Genomic DNA, 22,597 nt, shown 5'->3' on the forward strand with positions numbered 1-22,597 from the left:
TTCCACGCGGCGGCGTGGGCGCACGACTGGTCGCCGCAGCGTGCTTCTTTACGTCAAGCGACGCGTGAAAGAAGCGATTCGCTGCCGCTGAGCGTCTGGCTCGTGGCTGATGCGATCTCGACCGGCACGATGTCGCCGGCCGACGCGAGGCCGTCGAAGTTGACGACCTTGTTGTGCGTCGTGCGGCCGCGCAGGCGCGACGGATCGTGCCGGGAATGGCCTTCGACGAGCACGTCGAGCGTCCGGCCGACGAAGCGCTGGGCGCGCTCGCGAGCGCGGCGCTGGACGACCTCGACGAGGCGCTCCATGCGCTCGACCTGGACCTCGTGGTCGATGAACTCCTCGACGAACTCGGCCGCCTCGGTGTCCCGCCGCGGCGAGTAGATGAACGTGAACGCGCCGTCGAAGCCGACCTCCTCGACGACCTCGAGGGTCTCGGCGAACTCCGCCTCGGTCTCCCCCGGGAAGCCGACGATGATGTCGGTCGTGATCGCGCAGTCCGGCACGTGCTCGCGGATCAGGGCGACGCGGTCCATGAAGCGCCGGCGGTCGTACGTGCGGCGCATCGCCTTCAGCACGCGGCTGGAGCCCGCCTGCAGCGGCAGGTGGATGTGCTGGCAGACCGAGGCGAGCTCCGCGTGGGCGAGGATCACGTCCTCGGTCATGTGTGCCGGGTGCGGGCTGGTGTAGCGGACGCGGTCGATGCCGTCGATCGCGTCGACGGCCTGCAGCAGCTCGCTGAACCTGCGCGGCCGCGGGCGCAGGCGCGTGCCATAGGAATTGACGTTCTGGCCGAGCAGCGTGACCTCGCGGACGCCGTCGGCGGCCAGGGCGCGCACCTCGTCCACGAGCTCCTCGAACGGGCGCGACACCTCGCGCCCGCGGGTGCTCGGCACGATGCAGTAGGAGCACTTCATGTTGCAGCCGGCGCTGATCTGCACCCAGCCGTGGACGTTGCGCGCCCGCTTGCCCGGCAGGTGGCCGGTGAAGCCCTCGAACTCGAAGAAGCCCTGCGCCGTGAGCGAGTCGCTGGTCAGGAACTCGGCCAGCTTGTGCACCTGGCCGGGTCCGAAGGCCACGTCGACGAACGGGTAGTCGCGGAACACCTGGTCCTTCACCGACTGCGCCCAGCAGCCGCCGACCCCGATCACCCGCTCGGGGTCGCGCCGCTTCAAGGCACGCGCCTCGTACAGGTGCGACACGAAGCGCTCGTCGGCCTTCTCGCGGATCGAGCACGTGTTGAAGAGGATCAGGTCCGCTTCCGCGCGCTCGGGTACCTCGGAATACCCGAGCGACTCGAGCATGCCCTTCATGCGCTCGGAGTCGTGCTCGTTCATCTGGCACCCGAAGGTGGTCACGTGGAAGCGCTTCATCTGAGCTAACGAGCGTAGTCGGTGGCGCGCGACTCCCTGATCACGGTGACCTTGATCTGGCCCGGGTACTCGAGCTCCTGCTCGATCTCGCGGGCGATCTCGTGGCTGAGCAGCACGGCGCCGTCGTCGTCGAGCGTGCCGGGCATGACCATCACGCGGATCTCGCGGCCCGCCTGCATCGCGTAGACCTTGTCGACGCCGTCGTGGCGCGTGGCGATCTGCTCGAGGTCTCGCAGGCGCTTGACGTATTGCTCCAGCGACTCACCGCGAGCGCCCGGGCGGGCCCCGGAGAGCGCGTCGGCGGACTGGACGATCACGGCTTCGACGGTCTGCGGCTCGACCTCGTTGTGGTGGGCCTCCATCGCGTGCGCGACGGCCTCGGACTCGCCATGGCGGCGCGCCAGGTCGCCGCCGACGAGCGCGTGCGGGCCCTCGACCTCGTGCGAGACGGCCTTGCCGATGTCGTGCAGCAGCGCGGCGCGGCGGGCGGTCTTGGGGCTCGCGCCCAGCTCCTCGGCCATCATCGCGGCGAGGTGCGCGCACTCGATGCTGTGCGCGAGCACGTTCTGGCCGTAGCTGGTGCGGTACTTGAGGCGGCCGAGGATGCGGATGAGCTCGGCGTCGAGGCCCTGGACGTTGGCGTCGAGCGCGGCCTGCTCGCCCGACTCGATGATGTGGTTCTCGAGCTCGGACTTGGCTTGGTAGTAGGTCTCCTCGATGCGGGCCGGGTGGATACGGCCGTCGGAGAGCAGCTTCTCCAGCGTCATCCGGGCGATCTCGCGACGGACGCCGTCGAAGCCCGACAGGATCACGGCGTTGGGGGTGTCGTCGATGATGAAGTCGACCCCCGTGAGGTGCTCGAGGGCGCGGATGTTGCGGCCCTCGCGGCCGATGATGCGGCCCTTCATGTCATCCGCGGGCAGCTGGACGACGGACACGGTCGTCTCCGCCGCGTGGCCGGCGGCGAGCCGCTGCATGACGACGGCGAGGATGTTGCGGACGCGGCGGTCGGCGTCGCGCTTGGTCTCCTCCTCGATCTGGCGCACGAGCCGGGCGCTGTCGTGCCGGATCTGGTCCTCGAGCTCCTTGAGCAGCAGATGCTTGGCCTGGCTGGCGCTGAGGCCGGAGACGCGCTCCAGGGCGCGCACGTGACGCTCGTGGGCCGCGCCGGCCTCCTCCAGCCGCTGGTCGAGCCGCGCCTCGCGCTCGTCGAGCTCTGCGCTGCGCGCGTCGATAGCGACCTCGCGTGAGACCAGCCGTTCCTCCAAGCGGCCGATCTCCTGACGGCGCGCGAGCGCGTCGTCGGTTTCCTTCTTCGCCGCCTCCTTGGCCGGCGTATGCGCGGGCCGGGCGCTCGACGGTGCCGTGCCGGCGGCCACGAGCCCGGGGGCCCGCTTCACCAGCAGCAACGCCGCGATCACCAGGCCGGCCGCGAGCACGGCCGCCGCGATCACAGTTTCCATTGTCCGTGTCCTCTCTCCGAACGCCGCCCTGCAGGGCGCGGCGAGATCCGATGCTTCTTGTCTATGAGGCGGCAGATCGAGTCACGCCCGGATGTCCGGAGCGAGGGATCGAGCATGGAAGGCGGCCTTTGGAAGTAGGCCGCCGCGTCAGTAGGCGGCTAGATGTGTGTTCGAAGGGTCCGAGCGGGGCTCGGTGGGCGTTCTCGCCCGGGGATATGCGTTGTGGCCGTCATTGCTGAAGCTGCTGGATGTCGCTCTTAAATGGGGGATTTGCTGCTGTTTCAATGGGTCCGATGTGACCCGGTCTGTCGCTGCGCCGGATCGTAGTACCGGAAGGTGCGGCCTGCAACGCACTGGCGATTTACGGAGTGTCCGTGTAGGCCAGTCCGGTGCCGCAATGGCGGCAGCGGAAGCGGTACGCGGTCTCCCCCGCGGCCTCGCTGGTGCCCACGAAGGCGGCGCCGTCGCCGCAGTGGTACAGCCAGTGCTCCTGCTGGTGGCCGTTGAAGCCCGGCGTGCGCTCGGCGATCTCGTCGAGCACGCCCCCCGGCACCGTGTCCGGGACGTCATCGCCCACGTCCGTGAACTCGATCCGCATCCGCAGCGCCGCCGAGCCGTCGGCGATGCACCACGGGCACAGCGGGCCCTCGACGAAGTCGTCGGCGGCGAACACCGGTCCGGTGTAGACGAAGCCGTAGCGGTGGCCACAGAGCGCGCACGGCAGTGCTGACTCCATGACCGAGCCGGTCTTCAGCGGGTCCGGGTGGTACGGGAACTCCGGGAACGGCGGCGCCGCCTCAAGCGCCGGCGGTTCCTCTTCCTTGGATTTGCGAGACCACAGCGCCATGCACGAATCGTTTCAGGGCCGGTTCCGCCGGCGCAAGGGTGTCGTCGGCGCGGCGACGTGCGTTACGACACTCCCGCTGAGCGAGAGCCGCGTCACACACGTCCGGGTCAGTCCTCGAGGGCGGCGTGGGCGTGGCGGCGCAGCGCGTCGTGGGCGAGGTCGAGGTCGTAGCCCTTGCGGACGAGGAAGCCGAGCGCGCGCTCGCAGTCACGCGGCGTCTCGGGCGGGACCGGAAAGCGGCGCGCGAGCAGCGCGCACGCGGCGCCGAGCTCGTCGTGCTCGCTCTCGCCGACGGCATCGCGAATGAGGTGCCGGTCGACGCCCAGCTCGAGCAGACGCCGTTCGATGCGGTCGTTGCCCCACTGGTCGAGGTTGCGGCGGTCCTCGGCGAAGCGGCGGGCGAACGCGGCGTCGTCGAGATAGCCGCCCTCGAGCAGCGCGGCGATGACCTCCTCGACGAGCGCAGGGTCAGTGCGCTTCTTGACGAAGTTCTGCCGCACCTCGGCCTCGGTGCGGTCGCGGTGCGCGAGGAACCGCCATGCGATGTCGAACGCCTTCTGGCGCTCGAGCTCGTCGCCGGCGCCGAACGGACTCGCCGCGGCGAGCTCCCCGGGTGCGGGCCGATCGACCCCGCTCATCGGGCGCGCTCCGGCGTGGGCTGCGGCCGGGGCCCGGTCAGCGACCACGCGGGACCGCCGATCACCGCCAGCGCCCACACGACCGCCCGCCGACCGAGGCACCGCACGGGCGGCGTGAGCGCGACACCGGGGGGTGATCCCGCTGAGTTGCCTGACGCGAAAGTCCTCGGGTACACCCCCCGACCTCCGTGACCCGTGGCCGCGCGGAGAGACACGGCCGGGGCGGACGGCGCGGCCGCGCGGAGAGGCGCGGCCGGGGCGGACGGCGCGGCCGCGCGGAGAGGCGCGGCCGGATCGGACGGCGCGGCCGCGCGGAGAGGCGCGGCCGGATCGGACGGCGCGGCCGCGCGGAGAGACACGGCCGGATCGGACGGCGCGGCCGCGCGGAGAGACACGGCCGGATCGGACGGCGCGGCCGCGCGGAGAGACGCGGCCGGGGCGGGTGCGTCCGCCGCTGCGAGCGGCGCGGGTGGGTCGGGCGCGCCGGGCCCGTGGGGCGCGGCGGGCTGAGGGTGCCCGGCGGCGTCGCCGCCGGGCGGGTGGTCGTCAGGGCGGTGGGGCACCGCGGCTAGGCGGCGCCCACCAGGGCCGCGGCGGCCTTCGGGTCGCCCTCGATCGGTTCGACGAGGTCCTGGGAGACGCCGAGGATCTCGTAGACCTTGGACTCGATCTCCTTGGCCACCTCGGGGTGGGTGTCGAGGTAGCCCTTGGCGTTGTTGCGGCCCTGGCCGAGCCGCTCGTCGCCGTAGGAGAAGAACGAGCCGGACTTCGAGATGACCGAGTGCTCGATGCCGAGGTCCAGGATGCAGCCTGAGGTCGAGATGCCCTGGCCGAACTCGATGTCGAACTCGGCCTGCTTGAACGGCGCGGCGACCTTGTTCTTGACGACCTTCACGCGGACGCGGTTGCCGACCGCCTCGGTGCCGTCCTTGAGCGTCTCGATGCGGCGGATATCCAGCCGCTGGGAGGCGTAGAACTTCAGCGCGCGGCCGCCCGGCTGGGTCTCCGGCGAGCCGAACATCACGCCGACCTTCTCGCGGATCTGGTTCGTGAAGATGCACAGCGTCTGGGTGCGGTTGAGGTTGCCGGCGAGCTTGCGCATCGCCTGCGACATCATCCGCGCCTGCAGGCCGACGCTCTGGTCGCCCATCTGGCCCTCGAGCTCCGCCCGCGGCGTCAGCGCCGCCACGGAGTCCACCGCCACGACGTCCACCGCGCCGGAGCGGACCAGCATGTCCGCGATCTCCAGCGCCTGCTCGCCGTAATCGGGCTGCGAGACCAGCAGGTCGTCGATGTTGACGCCGATCCGCTGCGCGTACAGCGGGTCCATCGCGTGCTCGGCGTCGATGAACGCGCACACGCCGCCGAGCTTCTGGGCCTCGGCGATCACGTGGTAGATCAGCGTCGTCTTACCGGAGGACTCCGGGCCGAAGACCTCGACGATCCGCCCGCGCGGGACGCCGCCGATGCCGAGCGCGAGATCCAGTGACAAGGCACCAGTCGGAATCGCCTCGACCTTGACCTGAGCCCCCGGATCGCCCATCTTCATGACGGAGCCCTTGCCGAACTGGCGCTCGATCTGGGACAGGGCGCCCTGCAGGGCTGTGTCTCTTGCCTTCAAGGGGTCCTGGTTGCTCATGGACTGCACGCTAGGGCCTGGATCGGACGGAGCGAACGTATGTGCGCCTTTTGGCACACATTTGGTGCAGTTCCGTGACTATTCGGTGGGCAGCTCGAACCAGAACCGCGAGCCGGAGCCCTCGGTGCTCTCGAAGGCCATCCGGCCCCCGTGGGCGACCACGATCTCGTGTGCCAGAGCCAAACCGAGGCCGGTCCCACCCACCCGCGCGGCCGGACCGCGCTCGGCGCGGAAGAACTTCTCGAACACGTGCGGCTGCTCGACCAAGGGGATGCCCAGCCCGGAGTCGGCCACCGAGACCATCACGCTCCCTGCAGCGCCGGTTGCAACGACCTCGACGTCACCCCCGCCCGGCGAGTACTTGATCGCGTTGGACAAGAGGTTCGCCACCACCTGGGCGATCCGCCCGCGGTCGCCGACGGCGGTCAGCGGCGTCGACGGCACCACCAGATGCAACGCGTGCGCCGCGCTCTGCCCCGCGAACGTCCGCACCTGCTCCTCCAAGAGCTCCGTCAGCGAGAACGGCTCCCGCGCCAGCGACAGCCGGTCCTGCTCGATCGCCTGCACGTCGAGGAAGTCGTCGATCAGCGCCGACAGGCGCTTGGCCTCGCGGTGCACGGTCCCGAGGATCTCCTCGCGCGCCGACGTGTCCAGCTGCCGCGTCCGCAACAGCTCCGCGTAGCCCAGCACCGAGGCCAGCGGCGTCCGCAGCTCGTGCGAGACCGTCGCCATCAGATCGGACTTGAGCTGGTCGACCTCGCGCTCGCGGGTGACGTCGCGCAGCACGACCAGCCGACCGATCCGCGCGCCCGCCTCGTCGTCGACCGGCGCCGTGTAGCGCTGGAGCACCAGCCCGTCCACGGTCACCTCATCGGCGGTCGGCTCGTCGGAGTCCGCGAGCATCGCCTCCCACTGGGCGAAGTAGGCCTCCGGGTCGTCGGCGGCGTCAGACGTCCGCGCCGCGCCGATCGCGGCGCCGACCGGCATCGAGAGCCGGTTCGCCAGCGCGTCCATGGCGGCGTTGGCGAACACCAGCTCGTGGTCGAGGCCGACCAGCGCGATCCCCTCGCGGACGCCGTCGAGGACCGCCGCGTTGACCTGGAAGAGCCAGCTGCGCTGCTCGAGCGCGCCCGCCTCGGCCAGCGCCACGGCCGCTTGCGCCGCGAGCCGCTGGAGGATCGGCGCCTCCCCGGCCGCGAACGCGGGCGAGCTCACGCCGCCCAGCGACGCGACGCCCACGGCGCGCTCGCCGGAGCGCAGCGGGACGTGCACCTCCCAGCGCACCACGCTCTCCCCGCCCAGACCCGTGCGCACCCGCAGCGCGGCGTCCTCGACGGCCAGGACCGTGCGCGACGAGACCGCTCGCGCCGCCGCTCCCTCGCCTCCCGCGACCGTGTGCTCGGCGAGCACGACGGGATCGAGGCCGACCACCGCCGCACGCAGCCAGCGCGAGTCGTCGCGCCAGTTCGCGAGGTAGAGCACGCCGACGTCCGCGCCGGCGGCCGTCACCAGCGTGGACAGCGTCATCGACGACAGCGCGGCCACCTCGCGGGTCCCCGCGAGCCGGTCGGCGAAGTCGCCGTGCAACTCGGCCCGCGACTTCTCCAGCGCGAGTTGCCCGGCGATCTCCTCGAGCTCGTCGCGCTGCGCGCGCGCCTCATCGCCCGCCTCGGTCAGCTCGAGCGAGCGCTCCTCGAGCTCGATCGCCTGCATCTCGAGCTCCGTGTTCTGCGTCTCGAGCTCGGCCCGGCTCTCCTCCAGCGACCGCGCCATCGAGTTGAACGCGCCGCCGAGCCGCCCGATCTCGTCGCCGTCGCCCTCGGGCACGGTCACGTCGAGCTCGCCGCGCGACAGGCGCGACGCGGCCACGGCCAGCCGCCCGACCGGCATCACGATCCTTCGCGCCACGTACGCGGTGGCCGACGCCAGGAGCAGGAAGCACACGGCGAAGCCGATCCCGGCGACCCAGTATGCGCGCCCCGTGGCGGTGTCGGCGTCCGCGGCGAGGCGGGTGGACAGCGCCCGCTCGCGTGCACCGAGGCGGTCGATCAGCGCCGTCAGATCCGCGGCGCGAGCGACGCCGTCGTTGTTCCGGGCGAAGTCGCGCCCGGCGGTGACCCCGTCCTCGCGCGTGCGGGCGATCACCGGGTCGGCGTAGTCGTTGACGTACGCCAGCGAGTCCGTGCGGACCCGCTCGGCGAGACGCCGTTGTTCGGGGTCGGACTCGACGAGCGTGAGCAGCTCCAGCGCTGAGTCCGGGAGCGCGTCGCGCGTCGTCCGGTAGTCGGCGAGCAGGTCCGGGTTGCCGCGGATCAGGTAGCCGCGGACGATCGTCTGCACGCCGAGCACCCGCTGCGCGGTGAGGTTGGCGGCGGCGATCACGGCCTGCGAGTGGCGGGCCCGCTCGCCTGCCGAGTCCTGGCGGTCGATCGCGATCGCCAGCCCGCCGAGCACGATCGCCACGACCGCCACCAGCAGCGCGGAGACGGCCAGCGTGCGCGCGGTCAGCCGGCGCCTCATGCGATCCGCTCGTAGGCGTGCGGACCCACCGGGCGCAGGCCGAGCGCCCCCGGGTCGATCAACCGCTCGCTGCGGCCCAGCAGCAGGATGCCGCGCGAGCCGAGCGCCGACACCAGCGTCGCGTAGACCCGCCGGCGGGCCTCGGGTGACAGGTAGATCGCCACGTTGCGGCAGAGGATCAGCCGCCAGCTCCCCGGCGGCGGGCCGTCGGACGCGAGATCGCGCCGCTCCCAGCGCAGTCGCGCACGCACCTCGTCCGGGTACTCGCCGGTGCGCGCCAGCGCGAGGTTCTCCTCGAGCAGGTCGCTGCCGAGCAGCACCGTTCGGCCGAGGACCTCCATCCGGGCCAGCACGAGCGCGAGCGTGTGCAGCTCGGCGCCGTCAGCGCAGCCCGCGGACCAGACGCTCAGCCGTTTGCCGCCTGCCAGAAGCCGCGGCAGGAGCACCTCCTCGACGAGGGCGAACTGCTCCGGGTCGCGGAACATCGCGCCGTGCGAGATCGCGACGGAGCGACGGAACCGCCCCCGCGCGTCGTGGTCGCGGCGCAGCACCCGCGCCAGGCACTCCTCGCTCGCGACCTGCTCGCGCCGGAAGGCGCGCTGCACCTGCTGGGCGACGTGCTCCGAGCGGAAGCTCCCCAGCGGAAGGCCCGAGACGTGCTCGAGCTCAGACCGCATGTCGCACGGTGTCCAGGAGCGCCACGGGCGAGAACGGCTTGCCGACGAAGTGATCGGCCCCTGCCGCCATCGCCGCGTCGCGATCCTCGGGCATCACGCGTGCGGTCACCATCACGATCGTCGCACCGGCGGTGACGGGATCGGCGCGCAGCGCGCGGCACAGGTCCAGGCCACTGAGCCCGGGCATCATCCAGTCCAGCAGCACGACATCCGGCGGTGTGGCGCGGGCGGCCTCGAGCGCGCTGTTGCCGTCCTCGGCCTCCTCGATGTCGAACTCGCCGACATCGACGGTCAGCCGCATGAGCGCCCGCAGGCTCTCATCGTCCTCGGCGATCAGCACGCGAGTACGGCGGTTGCTCGGTTCGGTCGCCTCCACGCCGCGCGAGACGCTAGCCGCCGCGCGAGCGGTCGGCAATATGACCGGATTGCAGATTGTCAGCGCGCCAACTTCCGTGCCGCCGCCGCCTTCGCGGCGGCGACGTCCGGCGAGCCCAGCCGCAGGCTGATCTTGCGGCCGCCGAGCGTGCCGGAGAGGCGCCCGCCGGAGCGCAGCGTGACCGTCCCGTGCGCCGCCTTGGTCCCGCCGATCCGCAGCCGGATCGAGTTGTTGCCACTGCCGGTCAGCGTGACGCCGTCGACGGCCTTGTAGTTCCTCAGGACGAGGCGGTCGCCGCTGATCGTCCAGTACCCGCCGCGCAGACCGCCGCCGGACGTCGCCAGGGCGGCCGGCGAGATCACCAGCCGCAGGTCGTCGAGCGTGGCGCCGAGCGCGCTGACCGTGCGCCCGATCTTGCGCGGCAGTCCACCGGAGACCCGCAGCGATTCGAACGACTTGGGCGCGCCGAGAACCGCTGGGATGCCCGTCGGGATCCGCTTGCACGGGGACTTCGGCAGTGACTTGCCCTCGATGAAGCGATCGATCGCGTCGCGGGAGCAGGTCCGCGGGTCGCTGACGGTCGAGTGGCCGGTGCCGGGCACCACGAGCCGCACCGAGCCCGGGATGCGCGCGGCGACGCGGGCGGAGACCTCAGGCGGCGTCCGCAGGTCCTCCCCGCCCTGGAGGATCAAGGTCGGGGCCGTCGGGTACGGGAGCGGCGCGGCGGTCGACGGCGGTCGCGGGACGTCCGGCCAGCGCAGGCAGAGGTCGATCTCGTCGCCGACCACGACCGGCGGGTCGAACGGGGCGAACGTGTTCGCGGGCAGCGCCGCGATCCGCTGCTGGACGACCGCCGGTCGCTGGTCGATCGGCGTGCCCGGATCCCACGGCATCGGCTCGGTCTCGCAGACCGTCGCGTAGCGGGCGGTCGAGAAGTCGCGCGGCGAGCCGAGCACATCGAGTGCGCTCGAGTCGTGGATCATCCGCGCCAGCAGCGCGCCGTCGCCCTCGAGGGCGGAGCGCACGGCGATCGGCATGATCGCCCGCAACGGCGGGATGTAGTCGGTCACCAGCATCAGATCGAACAGGTCCAGCGGCGTGATCTGCACCTTGTGCGCGCGGCCGCGGTCGTCGTAGGCGCGCTCGGTCATGGGCTTGCGCCGCAGTTGGGCGACCAGCTGCCCGAGATCGTCGCCCGGGTTGGTCGAGATGCCGCGGCACTTGCCGGGACAGAGCGACTGCAGCGAGGGGCTCATCGCGCGGAAGGTCGACGTGAAGTACGGGTCGGAGTCATCCGGGTCCACGACCGAGTCGAGGATTAGCCGGTCGACGTGCTGCGGGTAGGTGCGCGCGTACTGGATCGCGAGCTCCGTCCCGTAGGAGATCCCGAACAGCGTCACCTTCTCCACGCCCAGCTGCGCGCGGATCGCCTCCATGTCCTCGACCGAGTCCGCCGTCGTGTAGTGCTTGCGGGCGACGCCGAGGCGCGCCGCGCACTGCTCGGCGGCGGAGGTCGAGCGCAGGTGCGGGTCCTTCTCGAGCTCCGGGCAGCGCAGCAGGCCGGAGCGCCCGGTCCCGCGCTGGTCGTAGCCGATCAGCCGGAAGCGGTCGCCCAGCTCGGGCAGCGTGCTGACGACGCTCAGCATCTCGCTCAGCCCGGCGCCGCCAGGGCCGCCGGACAGGTACATCAGCGTCGGTCCGGTGAGGTTGCCGGCGCGGCCGACCCGGAGGTCGATCGTGCCGGGATCGACCCCGGAGCGGTCCAGAGGAACCGTGAGGCTCGCGCAGCGCGCCTCCTTGAAGTCGACGCAGGACCCGAAGTCGAGCGCGGCGCTGGCGGTGCTCGGGAGTGCGAGCAGCGCGACGAGCGCGGTGAGAACGGCCATCCGGGCCGAGGTGGCGACCATGGCGGCTCAGGCTAGCCGAGCGTGGCGCGTGTGAGCGCCTCATATCGGGCGCCGCCCGGGTGCAGTCTCGACGCGTACAACGTGACCGCCGTCGCGCCGAATTCGCGTCGATCGAGCTGCGATGTCGCGTTCCGGGGCGGGCGGGCCCGGGGGCGCAACCGGGCGACGGTCACATGCGGGCGGAACGGGCGCGTCTCAGGTGTGTAGACGCCGGCGGCGCCGAGGGCGGTCGAGACGCGCGACTGCAGGGCCGCGAGGGCGCCCGTGGGGTCGGCGAGCGCGACGGTGAGCACCCGCGCGCGGCGCGGCGGCAGCAGGAGGACCTTGTCGAGCGCGAGCTCCGGTGCGGCGTGCTCGGCCGCGACGATCGGGGCGATCGCGTCGACGTCCTCGGGCGGGCGGTTGCCGAGGAACGCGAGCGTGACGTGGAGGGCCTCGCGGGCGACGGGACGCCAGACGGCCTGATCCGCGGCGGCGCCGAGGGCCGAGAGCACGTCCCGGATCTCTTCTGGGATCTCGAGGGCGACGAACAGCCGCAGCGGCTTCATGCCCGCAGCAGCAGCGCGCGGAGCATGTGCAGCGTGACCGTCGTCGTCCGGTCGCGCACGTCGGCGCGTCCGCCCGGGAGGCGGACGGTGCGCTCCTCGGCGTCGGTGGCGCTCGAGACCGAGATGCAGACGGTGCCGACCGGCTTGGCCTCCGAGCCGCCGCCCGGCCCGGCGATCCCCGTGATGCCGATGCCGTAGTCCGCGCCGAGCCGCGATCGCGCGCCCGCCGACAACGCGGTCGCCACCTCCGGCGAGACCGCTCCGTGGGCCTCGATGAGCGAGGCGGGAACGCCGGCCAGCTCGGTCTTGGCCTCGTTGGAGTAGACGACGAGCCCGCCGAGGACGTAGGCCGACGAGCCCGCGAGATCGGTCAGGCGGCCCGCCATCAGCCCGCCGGTGCAGGACTCGGCGGTCGCGATCGTCGAGCCGGCGAGCAGCCGCGCGATCACGACGTCGATCGTCGCCCCGTCGTCGGAGAAGAGGACGTCGCCGTGCCGCTCCCGCAGCGCCGCCTCGAAGGTCTCGTACTCGCCCATCTGCTCGGGGGTGAAGACCGTGGCGACCTCGAGCTCGCCGCGCCGCAGGCAGGTCGTGACCTCGAACGGCACGTCGCCGATCTCGCGCAGGCTGGCGGCGATCTGCGGCTCCGGGAGCGGGAAGAAGCGCAGGATCCGTTGTTCGAGCGAACCCGCGGACTCCAGCAGCTCGCGCAGCGGCGACGTCGTCACCGCCGCCTCCCACATCGTCTGCAGCTCGCGCGGCGGGCCCGGCAGCACGAGGACCATGGGCTCCGAACCGATGATCAGCCCCGGAGCGGTCCCGACCGGCTCCAGGACCGCGGCGCCGCGCGGCACGAACGCCTGCTTGCGCGCCCCCGCCCGCATCGCCTCTTCCTCGAACGGCATCCGCCGCCGCAACCGCGAGACCACGGACCAGATCCGCTCTTCCAAGGCGGCGTCGTGGACCATCTCCGCCCCCGCCCACGCGGCGACGACGTCGGCGGTGAGATCGTCGGCCGTCGGGCCCAGCCCGCCGCTCGTGACGATCAGGTCATGGTCGGAGAGGAAGTCGAGCGCCCCGCGCAGGTCCTCCTCGCGGTCGCCGACGACGACGATGTTGGTGACCGTCACCCCGCGCGCCCGCAGCGCCTCCGACAGCCACGGGCCGTTCGCGTCGCGGATGATCCCGCTCAGCACCTCGGTGCCGGTGACGACGATGCCGGCTCTCATGCGGAGCACCGCAGCTTCAGCCGCGCCGAGTCGGAGAGGCGGACCGGCTTCTTGCCCGGGCGCACCTCGTAGCCGATCGGCTTGCCCGTGTTCTGGACCGGATAGCTCTTCCCACCCACGCGCAGTCTCACCGAGCTGTTGCCGAGGTTCACGCGGAAGCGTTGCGAACGGAACGTCTTCGTGCTCTTGCCCGGCTCGAGGTACTCGCCGTCGACGACGGCCTTCCCGGTCGCGTCGATCAGGCAGACGTACACGCGGGCGTCCGTCGCGGTCAGGCGCAGAGCGGCGCGCGCGGGCGGAGCGGCCTTCTTGTGCTTCTTCGGCTTGGCGGTCGAGGTCGGCGTCGCGGTCGCGGTGGGCGTGGTGGTCGAGACGACGGGCGGGGACTCCTCCTCGGGCGAGTTCCCCCACACGACCCCGAGCAGGTAGAGCGCGCCGAGCAGCACCACGACGCCGCCGAGCACGACGAACAGCGGGCCGAAGGAGCGCCGCGGCCGTTGACGCCGCCGCCCGCCCATACCGGGCCCGAACGGCGTCAGATCCTGCGTCGACGGCCGCTCGTAGCGCTGGCGGTACTCCTCGACCAGCATCCGCGGATCGAGCTCGAGGTACTCCGCGTAGGTGCGCAGGAACGTCTTGACGAACGTGGGACCCGGCAACAGGTCCCACTCCTCGTTCTCCAGTGCGCGCAGGTACTTCGCCCGGATCTTCGTCGCCGCCTCGACCTCGGTCATGTCGATGCGACGGCGCATCCGGGCTTCCCGCAGCGTTTCCCCGATCTCCGCCATTAGCCGCCTCCGAGGCTACAAGCGCCGCTACTCGGGTTCGTCGGGCACGGGCTGCGGGTCGAGCGCCGCGAGCACCCGCGGGACGTCGGCCTCGGTCACCAGTACCTGACGCGGCTTGGAGCCTTCGTAGCCCGAGATCACGCCGCGCCGCTCGAGCATGTCGATCAGGCGCCCGGCGCGCGTGTAGCCGAGCCGCAGCCGCCGCTGCAGCATCGAGGTCGAGGCGGTCTGCATCTCGGCCACGAGGCGGATCGCGTCGGCCAGCAGCGGGTCCTCGTCGGGGTCGAACTCGTCGGGCGGGCCGTCACCGGAGACGGCCTCCTCCTCTTCGACCTCTTCGAGCAGGTCCTCGCGCAGCTCCGGCTCGCCCTGCAGGCGCCACGTCGTGGTCAGCTCCTCGATCTGCGCCTCGTCGATGTAGGCGCCCTGGATGCGCTGCAACCGCGACGACCCGACGGGCGAGAACAGCATGTCCCCCATCCCGAGCAGCGACTCGGCGCCGTTCTGGTCGAGGATCACGCGCGAGTCGGTCTGCGAGCTCACCGCGAAGGCGATCCGCGACGGCACGTTGGCCTTGATCATGCCGGTGATGACGTCGACGCGCGGGGACTGCGTGGCGAGCACGAGGTGGATGCCGACCGCGCGCGCCTTCTGGGCGATCCGGATGATCGAGTCCTCGACGTCGGCGGGCGCGACCATCATCAGGTCGGCGAGCTCGTCGATCACGCACAGGACGTACGGCAGCGGCGGTTCGTCGCGGGTCGCGCGGACCTTGTTGAGGTCCTTGAGCGTGCGGGTGCGGGCGAGCGCCATGTACGCGTAGCGCTGCTCCATCTCGCGGACGAGGTTCTGGAGCGCGATCGCCGCCTGCTTGGGGCTCGTGATGACCGGCGTCAGCAGGTGCGGGATCGAGTCGTAGTGGGTGAGCTCGACCTGCTTGGGGTCGACCAGCACCATCCGCACCTCGTGCGGGGTCGCCTGCAGCAGGATCGACGAGAGCATGCTGTTGATCGCGCCCGACTTGCCGGCGCCGGTGGTGCCGGCGACCAGCAGGTGCGGCATCTTCGCGAGGTCGGCGCCGATCGAGCGGCCCGCGACGTCCTTGCCGAGCCAGACGGTGAGCGGCGACCAGTCCGACGGGACGGGCTGGAAGACGTCGCCGAGGTGGACGATCCGGCGGCGCGCGTTCGGGACCTCGATGCCGACCGCCTGCTTGCCGGGGATCGGCGCGAGGATGCGCACGTCGGAGGCGGCGAGCGCGTACGCGAGGTCGTCCTTGAGCTGCGCGACCTTGCCGACCTTGATGCCGGGCGCCAGGCGCAGCTCGTAGCGGGTGATGTGCGGGCCGGCGACCATGCCGATCACGCGCGCCTCGATCTTGAAGTGCGCGAGCGTCTCGATCAGCTGCGCCGCGACCTTCTCCTGCCCCACCGTGTCCGGGCGCGAGGCGTCCTCGTCGGATCGCGTGAGCTTGGCCGGGTCCGGCAGCTCCCAGACGAAGTCCGGCGCGTCGGTCACGTCGCGCCGGTAGCGGCCCTGCGGGGTCAGGTCGGCGGGGTCGACCGGCTGCGACGGGCCGCGGGTGACACCCTCCTCGTCCTCGGGCGGGTCCTCGGCGAGACGCTCGAGCTCCGGGACGGCCTCGACCTCGACCTCGGGTTCAGGCTCCGGCTCGGGCGCCTCGATCTCGAGTTGAGGCTCCGGTTCCGGCACCTCGCCGCCGTAGATGTCCGGGTAGCGCTCCTCGCCGGACCAGAAGCTGTCGTCCTTGGCCGCGGGCTTCTTCTTCGCCGCCCGCTTGGGCTTGGGGGTCTCGAACTCGGGCGTCTCGCCGAACACGTCCGGGCGCTCGACGCGCACCCGCGTGGACTGTTCGAGCGTCTCGAGATCCGACGCGGGGCGGGGGCGGCGCGTCACCACCGCGTCGCGCACCTCGCGCGTCGTGCTCGTGACCGAGGTGTGCGTCGCCTTCAAGACGCCGGCCACCGACGCGCCCGTGAGCAGCAGCACGCCCGCGAGGAAGAGGAAGAGCGCGAGGATGTGCGCGCCGATCGTCCCGGTGAGCGTCGTGACGACGTAGTCGATCGCCTCGCCCGTCATCCCGCCGCGGGTCTTCACCCACTCGGAGTCCCACCAGTCCGGCCGCGCGCCCTCGGGACCGAGGCCGAGCGTTCCGGCCGACAAGCCGAGGGTGACCGAGATGAAGATGCAGATCGCGCCCGCGCGGAACGGCTTGACCGCGGGCAGGACCGGGCGCAGCATCAGGATCGCCCCGGCCGCCGCCAGCGCGACCGGCACGAGGTAGTGGGCGGCGCCGAGCAGCCAGCGCAGCCCCTCGACGGCGTTGGTCCCCGCGCGCCCGCCGTCCCACCCGGCGTACACGAGGAACCCGAAGAACAGGGCGAGCGCGACGAGCCCCAGCCCGATCAGGTCGAGCTGACGCTGCTCGAGCGTGGGCAGGTGGAGCTTCGGCCGCGAGCGCCGCGCACGGGGCGCGGGCTTGCGGGCGGGCTTCTTCTTGGCTGCTGGCATCTGGCCCGGCCCCCTTCGACGCGGGCGGGCCGACCCCTCCCTAGGGGCCTGATGAAGCATTCCGGTGCGCCCGCTGCGGCGCATCCGCGGCGCCTCGCGCCAGCCGCGCTGCTCACGGCCCAGAGGGCCGCATCGCGAGCGCGGCCGTCACGAGCCACTGGCGGCTGCACCACATCGGTCGGACCGACCATGCTTCAGCGAACGCCGACCCTCGTTTTCACCGGCGGGCGCATGTAGGTGAGACGGCTCGGGCGCACGCCGAGGCGGACGGCGGTCTCGAGCCAGCCGATCGCCGCGCCGGTGGGGTCGACGACCGGGACGTAGAGGCCGTCGTCCTCCAACCGGTCCTGGAGGGCGCGGGCGACGCCGAGCATGCCCGTGCAGCCGAGGACGATGACGTCGGCGTCGCGGGTCGCGACGGCTTCGGAGGCCTGCTCGTGGAGCCGATCGAGCAGCACCTCGTGGTCCTCGAGCCCCAGGACCGGGAGGTCGACGACGCGGATCGCACCCATCCGGTCGGCGAGGCCGTAGCGGCGGACGAGGCCGTGCAGCATCCCGAGCACGTTGTCCAGGACGGTGATCACGCCCACCCGCTCCCCCAGGCTCAGCGCGGTCAGCACCGCCGGCTCGAAGCCGCCGACGACCGGCGCGTCGATGATCTCGCGCGCGGCGTGGACGCCTGGGTCGCCGAAGCAGCTGATGAAGAGGGCGTCGACGCCGTCGCCGGCGGCCTGCTCGACGCGGTCGAGGATGCCCGGGCCGGCGAGCGCCTCGTCGTAGGAGGACTCGATGCTGGCGGTGCCGCGCTCGAGCGAGACGGCGTCGATCTCGGTGCCGGGTCCGGCCCACGCGACCGCCTCGGTGCGGACGGACTCGATCAGCCCGTCCCCCACGATGGGAAGGATGACTCGGAGGTGCATGGCCCGACACTAAGCGGGGCGCGGCGCGCGGCCCATGTGCGTCCTGCACTGCTCAGGCGGGCGGATTGTGCAGCGCGAGTACGCGGCAGGCGAGCTGGAGCGCGAGGCGGTGGTCGGCGTCGTCGAGGTCGACGTCCAGCAGCTCGCGCAGGCGCGCGATCCGCGCCGAGACCGTGTTGCGGTGCAGCCCGAGCGCCGAAGCGGTCGCCGAGACGGAGAGACCCTCCTCCAGATACGCCTGGAGGGTTCGCAGCAGCTCGTCGTCGCGGACCGGGGCGAGGATCGAGTCGGCGTACGCGCGCATCAGGTCCGACTCGTTCCACGAGAGGAGCAGGCGCGAGACGCCGAGCTCGTCCGCGTGCTCGACGGCGGGTGTGAGCTCGCGCGAGCGGGCCAGGAGCGCGGCGTCGCGCGCCTCGGCGAGGGTGCGCGCGACGCCCGCGATCCCCTCGTGCGGCCGCCCGATCCCCGCGTGCAGACCCCACGACCCCGGCAGCGCCAGCAGCGCCGTGCGCACGCGGGCGAGCATCCGCCGTGCGTCCTGCGGCGGCGGCTCCGAGGTCGCGGTCACCCAGGTGGTCCAGCCGTCGCCGCGCTCGACCAGCGGGCCGACGAGGTCGTGCGCCGCCAGCGCCTCGCGCATCCGCGCGGTGCGCAGCATCACGTCCCCACCGGCGCGCCAGCCGATGTGGACGCCGGTGTGCCATCCGCGCAGTGCCCAGCCGGCCGCGACGGCGCGTTCGACGACGTCGCGGCGCACGGCCGCCCCGCCCGCCAGCAGCTCGCCGAGCAGGTGGGCGCTCAGGCGCGAGTCGCGCTCGGCCGTCAGCCGCTGCGCCGCCAACGTGGCGCGGACCACCGGTTCGGCGGCCTCCAGCACGGCCGCCGTCGTCGCCGCCCACGCCTCGACCGGCGCGGGGGTGCGGGACGCCAGCCAGGCGACCGTGCTCCCCACCGGCTGCAGGACCAGCACGCCGTCCGGCAGCTCGATCCGCTGCGGCGCGTCGAGGTCGAACCGCCCGACCACCTCGAGCGGGTCGCCTTCCAGCGCCGTGCCGTCCGCCGCCAACAGCGCGACCGGCTGCGACAGGACCTCACGCAGCACCGCCAGGCTCGCCGGGAGCGTCTGCGGTCGCGCCCGCAACGTCCGCAGCGTCTTCGTGAGCGCGCGGGCGCGCTCGACCTCCGGCGCCCGGATCGTGACGATCAGCCGGTGCAACAGGTCGACGAGGTCGGGCGCGGCGACGGAGATGACCGGCAGGCCGAGCCGATCGGCGATCCGCACGGTCGACAGCAGCGGCGCCGTGTCGGACGCGATCAGGAGCGCCGCGGCCCCGCCGGTCTCCGCGCGGCGGACGAGCGCCTCGAGCCGGTAGGCGGGAGTGACCGCGGCGGTCGCGCAGACGACGAGCTGGTCGCCGCACGGCGCGAGCTCGCCGCCGCCGTGCCACGCGAGGTCGGCGACATCGCGGTCGAGGCCGTTCGCGCCGGCGAGCAGCGACGCGCCGTCGAGCACGGGGTGGGCGACGAGGTCGCGGACGCGCACGCTCACGTGACCAGCCCGAAAGCGGGTGGGCCGAAAACGCCCGGGCGCTCCAGCAGGGCCGGCGGCGGCGCGAGCCGCAGCACGAGGACGTGGCGGCCCGCGCGCAGGGCGCCGACCGCGACCGGCCGGCGGTCGTCGCGGTCGAGCACGCAGATGATGTCCGGGACCACCGCGATCGGCTCGCCGTCGACGGCCACCGCGAGGTACTCGTCGCCGACGTCGACCCGCGCGACGTGCGCGAGCCGTTCCGGATCCTCCAACACGACGCTGCGCAGGTGGCTCTCGGAGCGCTCGATCTCGGCCACGCGGCCCGCGAACAGCAGCTCGCCGCGGAGATCGTCCGCCGCGAGCCCGGCGCCCAACGAGCAGGCCCGGGTCACGGAGCCCGCGATCCCGAACTCGACGAGCACCCCCGCGTCGACCGCGTAACAGGCGACCGCCGCCGCCCCGCCGACGCTGTTGATCAAGGCGCGCATGACGCGCTCGACGGACTCGTCGGTCGGGCAGTCGAAGACGACGGTCTCGCCGCTCGCGCCGACCAGCGCCATCGGCCCGACGCGCACCCCGGCCACGGCCAGGACGGTCTGGTTGATCCGGGGAAACGCGCGACCCATCAGATCGCCGTCGACGACCGGGAGATCGAGCGCCGCCCCCGCCACGAACGGCAGGAGCGCGTTCAGCCCGCCGATCTCGATCACGCCCAGGGCGGACGCGCGCCGGTCGAGGTGGTGCTCCAGAGCGCGGATCGCCGCGCCCCACTCCTCGCCCGACGGGAGCCGCTCGGCGACGATGTCCGGCGCGCCCGCCAGCCCGACGTGGACCACGAGCGCGTCCGGAGCCAACGCGGAGGCCGACACCATCCGCAGCGACGAGACGGTCCTGCGCGCGATCGACGCCCCGACGGCGATGTCCCCACCGCCGCCGGAGCCCAGCAGCGCGGCGCCGAGCGCCAGCGCGTCGATCGGGGTGTCAGCCGATGGGGACGTAGTCGTGGTCGTAGCCGAAGTAGCGCGGGCCGGCCAACGCCAGCCCTTCCGGACTCTGCCAGCGGGCGTCGCACGGCGCACCCAGCACCGTCACGCGCAGCCCGTAGCGGAGCATCTCGGTCGTGACCGGCTCGCCGGTCTCGGTATCCAGCACGCAGATCAGGTCGGGGACGCTCGCCACCACGACCCCGTCGCGCACGGCGATCAGGTGCTCGTTCTGGAACGACAGGGAGAACGTCACGTCCTGCTCGTCCCCCAGCCCGGCCAGCGTCGCCTCACCGCGCGCGAAGCCCGCGACGGTGCGCCGCGCGACATCGGTCACCTTGCCGGTGAACAACACACGCCCACGCAATCGCGAGACGGCGGCCGCGACCGGATCGCGATGCTCGGCGCGCGCGACCCGGATCGCCCGCCCGACCTCCTCGCAGAGCGTGATCGTGCCCCAGACCATGTGATCCTTGACCTGGCGGCCGTCGAGCGCGTACAGCGACACGGCCGACGACGCGCCCATCTCGACCGTCACCGCCCGCGCGAGCCGTTCCGCCCACACGTTCCCCGACGTGTGCAGCACGGCGCTGTTGCCGCGCTCGTCGGCCATCGCCATCGGCGTCGCGGTCACGCCGCCCAACGTCGGGAGCACCATCTGCAGCTCGGGGAACGCCCGCCCCATCCCGTCCGCGTCGATCAGCGGCAGCCCCAGCTCGGCCGCCGCGATGAACGGGATCACCGAGTTCAGCCCGCCGGCCTCCAGCGAGACCGTGTGCGTCACCGTGACGCCGAGCAGCCGCTCCAGCGCCCGCAGGGCGTTCGTCGCCTCGTCGCCCCGCGGCAGCTTCTCGAGCATCACCGTCGGAGCCCCCATCAGCGCGGCCGGAGCGACCACGGCGTCGTCCGGGACCTCGGACGGGTCGAGCAGCGTCACCGGCCCGTGCGAGCGCAGCGCCTGCTCGGCCAGCAGCCGGCCGACGTACGGGTCTCCCCCGCCGCCCGTGCCCAGCACGGCCGCGCCGCGCGCGATGTCGGCGAGCTGCGAAACGTCGATCTCACGCATCGGATCCTCCCAGGGACAACTCGCCGACGGCCTTGATGCGGATCCGGGTCGCGTTGCCGGGCAGGTACGCGAGCGGGACCTCTTCGACGTCGACGATCGAGACGGAAGCGGGGTGCGCGCCGGCGGCGACCGCGCGGTCGACGGCCTCCTGGCGCGCCTCGTCGAGCACGGCGCCGCGGCGGCCGGGGTCGACGGAGAAGACGCGGTCGACCTCGCCGCCGACCTGCGCGATCGCGGCGCCGATCGCGTTCGCGACCGCGTAGTGCTGGGGGCGATGGACCTCCGCCGCGCCCGGCAGGGAGTCCGGGACGAGCATCGAGCCGCCGCCGACGCCGACCACCGGGATCGGCTCCGACGAGGTGCGCATGCGGTCCACGAGCGTCGCCAGCCGGTCGGCCACGTACGCCATGCCGCCCGTCACGAGCGAGCGCTCCAAGCGCGCCACGCGCTCGGAGTCCCCGATCTCGGCCACGCCCGCGGCGACCGCGAGATCGGTTGCGGTGAGGGTGTCGCCGCCGAACACCAGCGCGTCGTCGACCAGCCGGTAGCCGACGCTCTGCGGGCCGACGGTCACGTCGGCGCCGCCGCCCGAGACCAGCGAACCGCCGCCGATCCCCACCGACAGCACGTCCGGCATGCGGAAGTTGGTGGAGACGCCGCCGAGGGTGACCTCGGTCGCGGCCTCGCGCGGGAACCCCTGCTGGAGCACGCCGATGTCGGTCGTCGTGCCGCCGACGTCGATCACCGCGCAGGACTCCAGCCCGGAAAGGAACGCGGCGCCGCGCATCGAGTTGGTCGGCCCGGACGCGAACGTGGCGACCGGGTACTGACGCGCGTACTCCACGTCCATCAGCGTCCCGTCGTTCTGCGACAGGTAGAGGGGCGCGCGGATGCCCGCCTCGGCGACGGTCCGCGACAACCCCGTGGCGATCTGCTCGGCGAGCTCGCGCAGCGCGGCGTTGATGATCGTCGCGTTCTCGCGCCCCAGCAGACCGGTCCGGCCGATCTCGTGCGACAGGGAGATCGCGACGTCCGGCAGCTGCTCGGCGATGATCGCCGCGGCGCGCTGCTCGAACTCCGCGTTGACCGGCGAGAAGACCGAGGAGATCGCGATCGAGCGCACGCCGGCCGCGGCGACGGCGTCGAGCACGGCGCGGAACTCCGCCGGGTCGAACGGTGCGATCTCGCGCCCGTCGAACTCGTGCCCGCCGTGGCACAGATACGAGTGCCCGCCGATCGCGGAGACCAGCCGCTCCGGCCAGTCCACGAGCGGCGGGAGCGCCTTCGTCGCCGGCAGGCCGAAGCGGATGGCCGCGGTCGGCGCGAGCCGCTTGCCCTCGATCAGCGCGTTGATGAAGTGCGTCGTGCCGATCATCACCGCGCCGATCTCGGCCGGCGCGAACGCGGTCTGCGCGCGCAGTGACGCCAGCGCGGTGACGATGCCCGTGGTCACGTCGGGCGTGGTGGAGGTCTTGACGGCGCCGATCACGCCGCGGCCGCTCATCAGGACCGCATCCGTGTTGGTGCCGCCGACGTCGATGCCGATGCGCCGCATGG

The 22,597-nt window shown here is 72.7% G+C and carries 18 protein-coding genes; all 18 read right to left on the minus strand.

Going from position 1 to position 22,597, the window contains the following annotated elements:
- Window positions 1–53: 53 nt before the first annotated feature.
- Window positions 54–1,373, minus strand: a complete 1,320-nt coding sequence (gene miaB, locus G569_RS0122290) for a tRNA (N6-isopentenyl adenosine(37)-C2)-methylthiotransferase MiaB (protein ID WP_028065057.1) — start codon at window positions 1,371–1,373, stop codon at window positions 54–56.
- Between the two features lie 5 nt (window positions 1,374–1,378).
- Window positions 1,379–2,836 carry a ribonuclease Y gene (rny, locus tag G569_RS0122295; protein ID WP_028065058.1) on the minus strand — a complete coding sequence of 486 codons (1,458 nt, stop codon included), beginning with the start codon at window positions 2,834–2,836 and terminating at the stop codon, window positions 1,379–1,381.
- 361 nt (window positions 2,837–3,197) lie between these two features.
- Entirely contained in the window at window positions 3,198–3,683 is a 486-nt protein-coding gene (locus tag G569_RS50655) for a CbrC family protein (RefSeq protein ID WP_053226809.1), read from the minus strand.
- 107 nt (window positions 3,684–3,790) lie between these two features.
- Window positions 3,791–4,321, minus strand: a complete 531-nt coding sequence (locus G569_RS58645) for a regulatory protein RecX (protein ID WP_157592220.1) — start codon at window positions 4,319–4,321, stop codon at window positions 3,791–3,793.
- 568 nt (window positions 4,322–4,889) lie between these two features.
- On the minus strand, window positions 4,890–5,960 hold the full coding sequence (gene recA / locus G569_RS0122310) for a recombinase RecA (protein WP_028065060.1): 1,071 nt from the start codon (window positions 5,958–5,960) through the stop codon (window positions 4,890–4,892).
- A 78-nt stretch (window positions 5,961–6,038) separates the two neighbouring features.
- The gene (locus G569_RS0122315; RefSeq protein ID WP_028065061.1) at window positions 6,039–8,480 is read right to left on the minus strand and encodes an ATP-binding protein; all 2,442 of its coding nucleotides are present in this window, start codon (window positions 8,478–8,480) and stop codon (window positions 6,039–6,041) included.
- Entirely contained in the window at window positions 8,477–9,157 is a 681-nt protein-coding gene (locus G569_RS0122320) for a CheR family methyltransferase (RefSeq protein ID WP_028065062.1), read from the minus strand. The genes G569_RS0122315 and G569_RS0122320 overlap by 4 nt, the downstream gene beginning before the upstream one ends.
- On the minus strand, window positions 9,147–9,533 hold the full coding sequence (locus G569_RS0122325; RefSeq protein WP_037498214.1) for a response regulator: 387 nt from the start codon (window positions 9,531–9,533) through the stop codon (window positions 9,147–9,149). Before G569_RS0122325 ends, G569_RS0122320 begins: the two co-directional genes overlap by 11 nt.
- A gap of 59 nt (window positions 9,534–9,592) precedes the next feature.
- Complete coding sequence (locus G569_RS0122330; protein ID WP_028065064.1) at window positions 9,593–11,440, minus strand: alpha/beta hydrolase; 1,848 nt, start codon at window positions 11,438–11,440, stop codon at window positions 9,593–9,595.
- 11 nt (window positions 11,441–11,451) lie between these two features.
- On the minus strand, window positions 11,452–11,988 hold the full coding sequence (gene thpR / locus G569_RS50665; RefSeq protein WP_037498217.1) for an RNA 2',3'-cyclic phosphodiesterase: 537 nt from the start codon (window positions 11,986–11,988) through the stop codon (window positions 11,452–11,454).
- Entirely contained in the window at window positions 11,985–13,217 is a 1,233-nt protein-coding gene (locus tag G569_RS0122340; RefSeq protein WP_037498364.1) for a competence/damage-inducible protein A, read from the minus strand. Before G569_RS0122340 ends, thpR begins: the two co-directional genes overlap by 4 nt.
- Window positions 13,214–14,005 (minus strand): helix-turn-helix domain-containing protein, encoded by a 792-nt coding sequence (locus G569_RS0122345; protein ID WP_084285380.1) that lies wholly within the window; start codon window positions 14,003–14,005, stop codon window positions 13,214–13,216. The genes G569_RS0122340 and G569_RS0122345 overlap by 4 nt, the downstream gene beginning before the upstream one ends.
- 27 nt (window positions 14,006–14,032) lie before the next feature.
- Complete coding sequence (locus tag G569_RS50670; RefSeq protein WP_053226810.1) at window positions 14,033–16,537, minus strand: FtsK/SpoIIIE family DNA translocase; 2,505 nt, start codon at window positions 16,535–16,537, stop codon at window positions 14,033–14,035.
- Between the two features lie 194 nt (window positions 16,538–16,731).
- A complete protein-coding gene (locus G569_RS0122355; RefSeq protein WP_028065067.1) occupies window positions 16,732–17,457 on the minus strand; it encodes an aspartate/glutamate racemase family protein in 726 nt (241 codons plus the stop codon).
- Window positions 17,458–17,509: 52 nt separating this feature from the next.
- Entirely contained in the window at window positions 17,510–19,009 is a 1,500-nt protein-coding gene (locus tag G569_RS50675) for a helix-turn-helix domain-containing protein (protein ID WP_157592221.1), read from the minus strand.
- Window positions 19,006–20,070, minus strand: a complete 1,065-nt coding sequence (locus G569_RS0122365; RefSeq protein ID WP_084285382.1) for a DUF917 domain-containing protein — start codon at window positions 20,068–20,070, stop codon at window positions 19,006–19,008. The genes G569_RS50675 and G569_RS0122365 overlap by 4 nt, the downstream gene beginning before the upstream one ends.
- On the minus strand, window positions 19,973–21,040 hold the full coding sequence (locus tag G569_RS0122370) for an S-methyl thiohydantoin desulfurase family protein (protein WP_028065069.1): 1,068 nt from the start codon (window positions 21,038–21,040) through the stop codon (window positions 19,973–19,975). Before G569_RS0122370 ends, G569_RS0122365 begins: the two co-directional genes overlap by 98 nt.
- A complete protein-coding gene (locus tag G569_RS0122375) occupies window positions 21,033–22,595 on the minus strand; it encodes a hydantoinase/oxoprolinase N-terminal domain-containing protein (protein WP_028065070.1) in 1,563 nt (520 codons plus the stop codon). The genes G569_RS0122370 and G569_RS0122375 overlap by 8 nt, the downstream gene beginning before the upstream one ends.
- Window positions 22,596–22,597: the final 2 nt, after the last annotated feature.

It is taken from the genome of Solirubrobacter soli DSM 22325 (genome assembly GCF_000423665.1).
GTDB lineage: Bacteria > Actinomycetota > Thermoleophilia > Solirubrobacterales > Solirubrobacteraceae > Solirubrobacter > Solirubrobacter soli.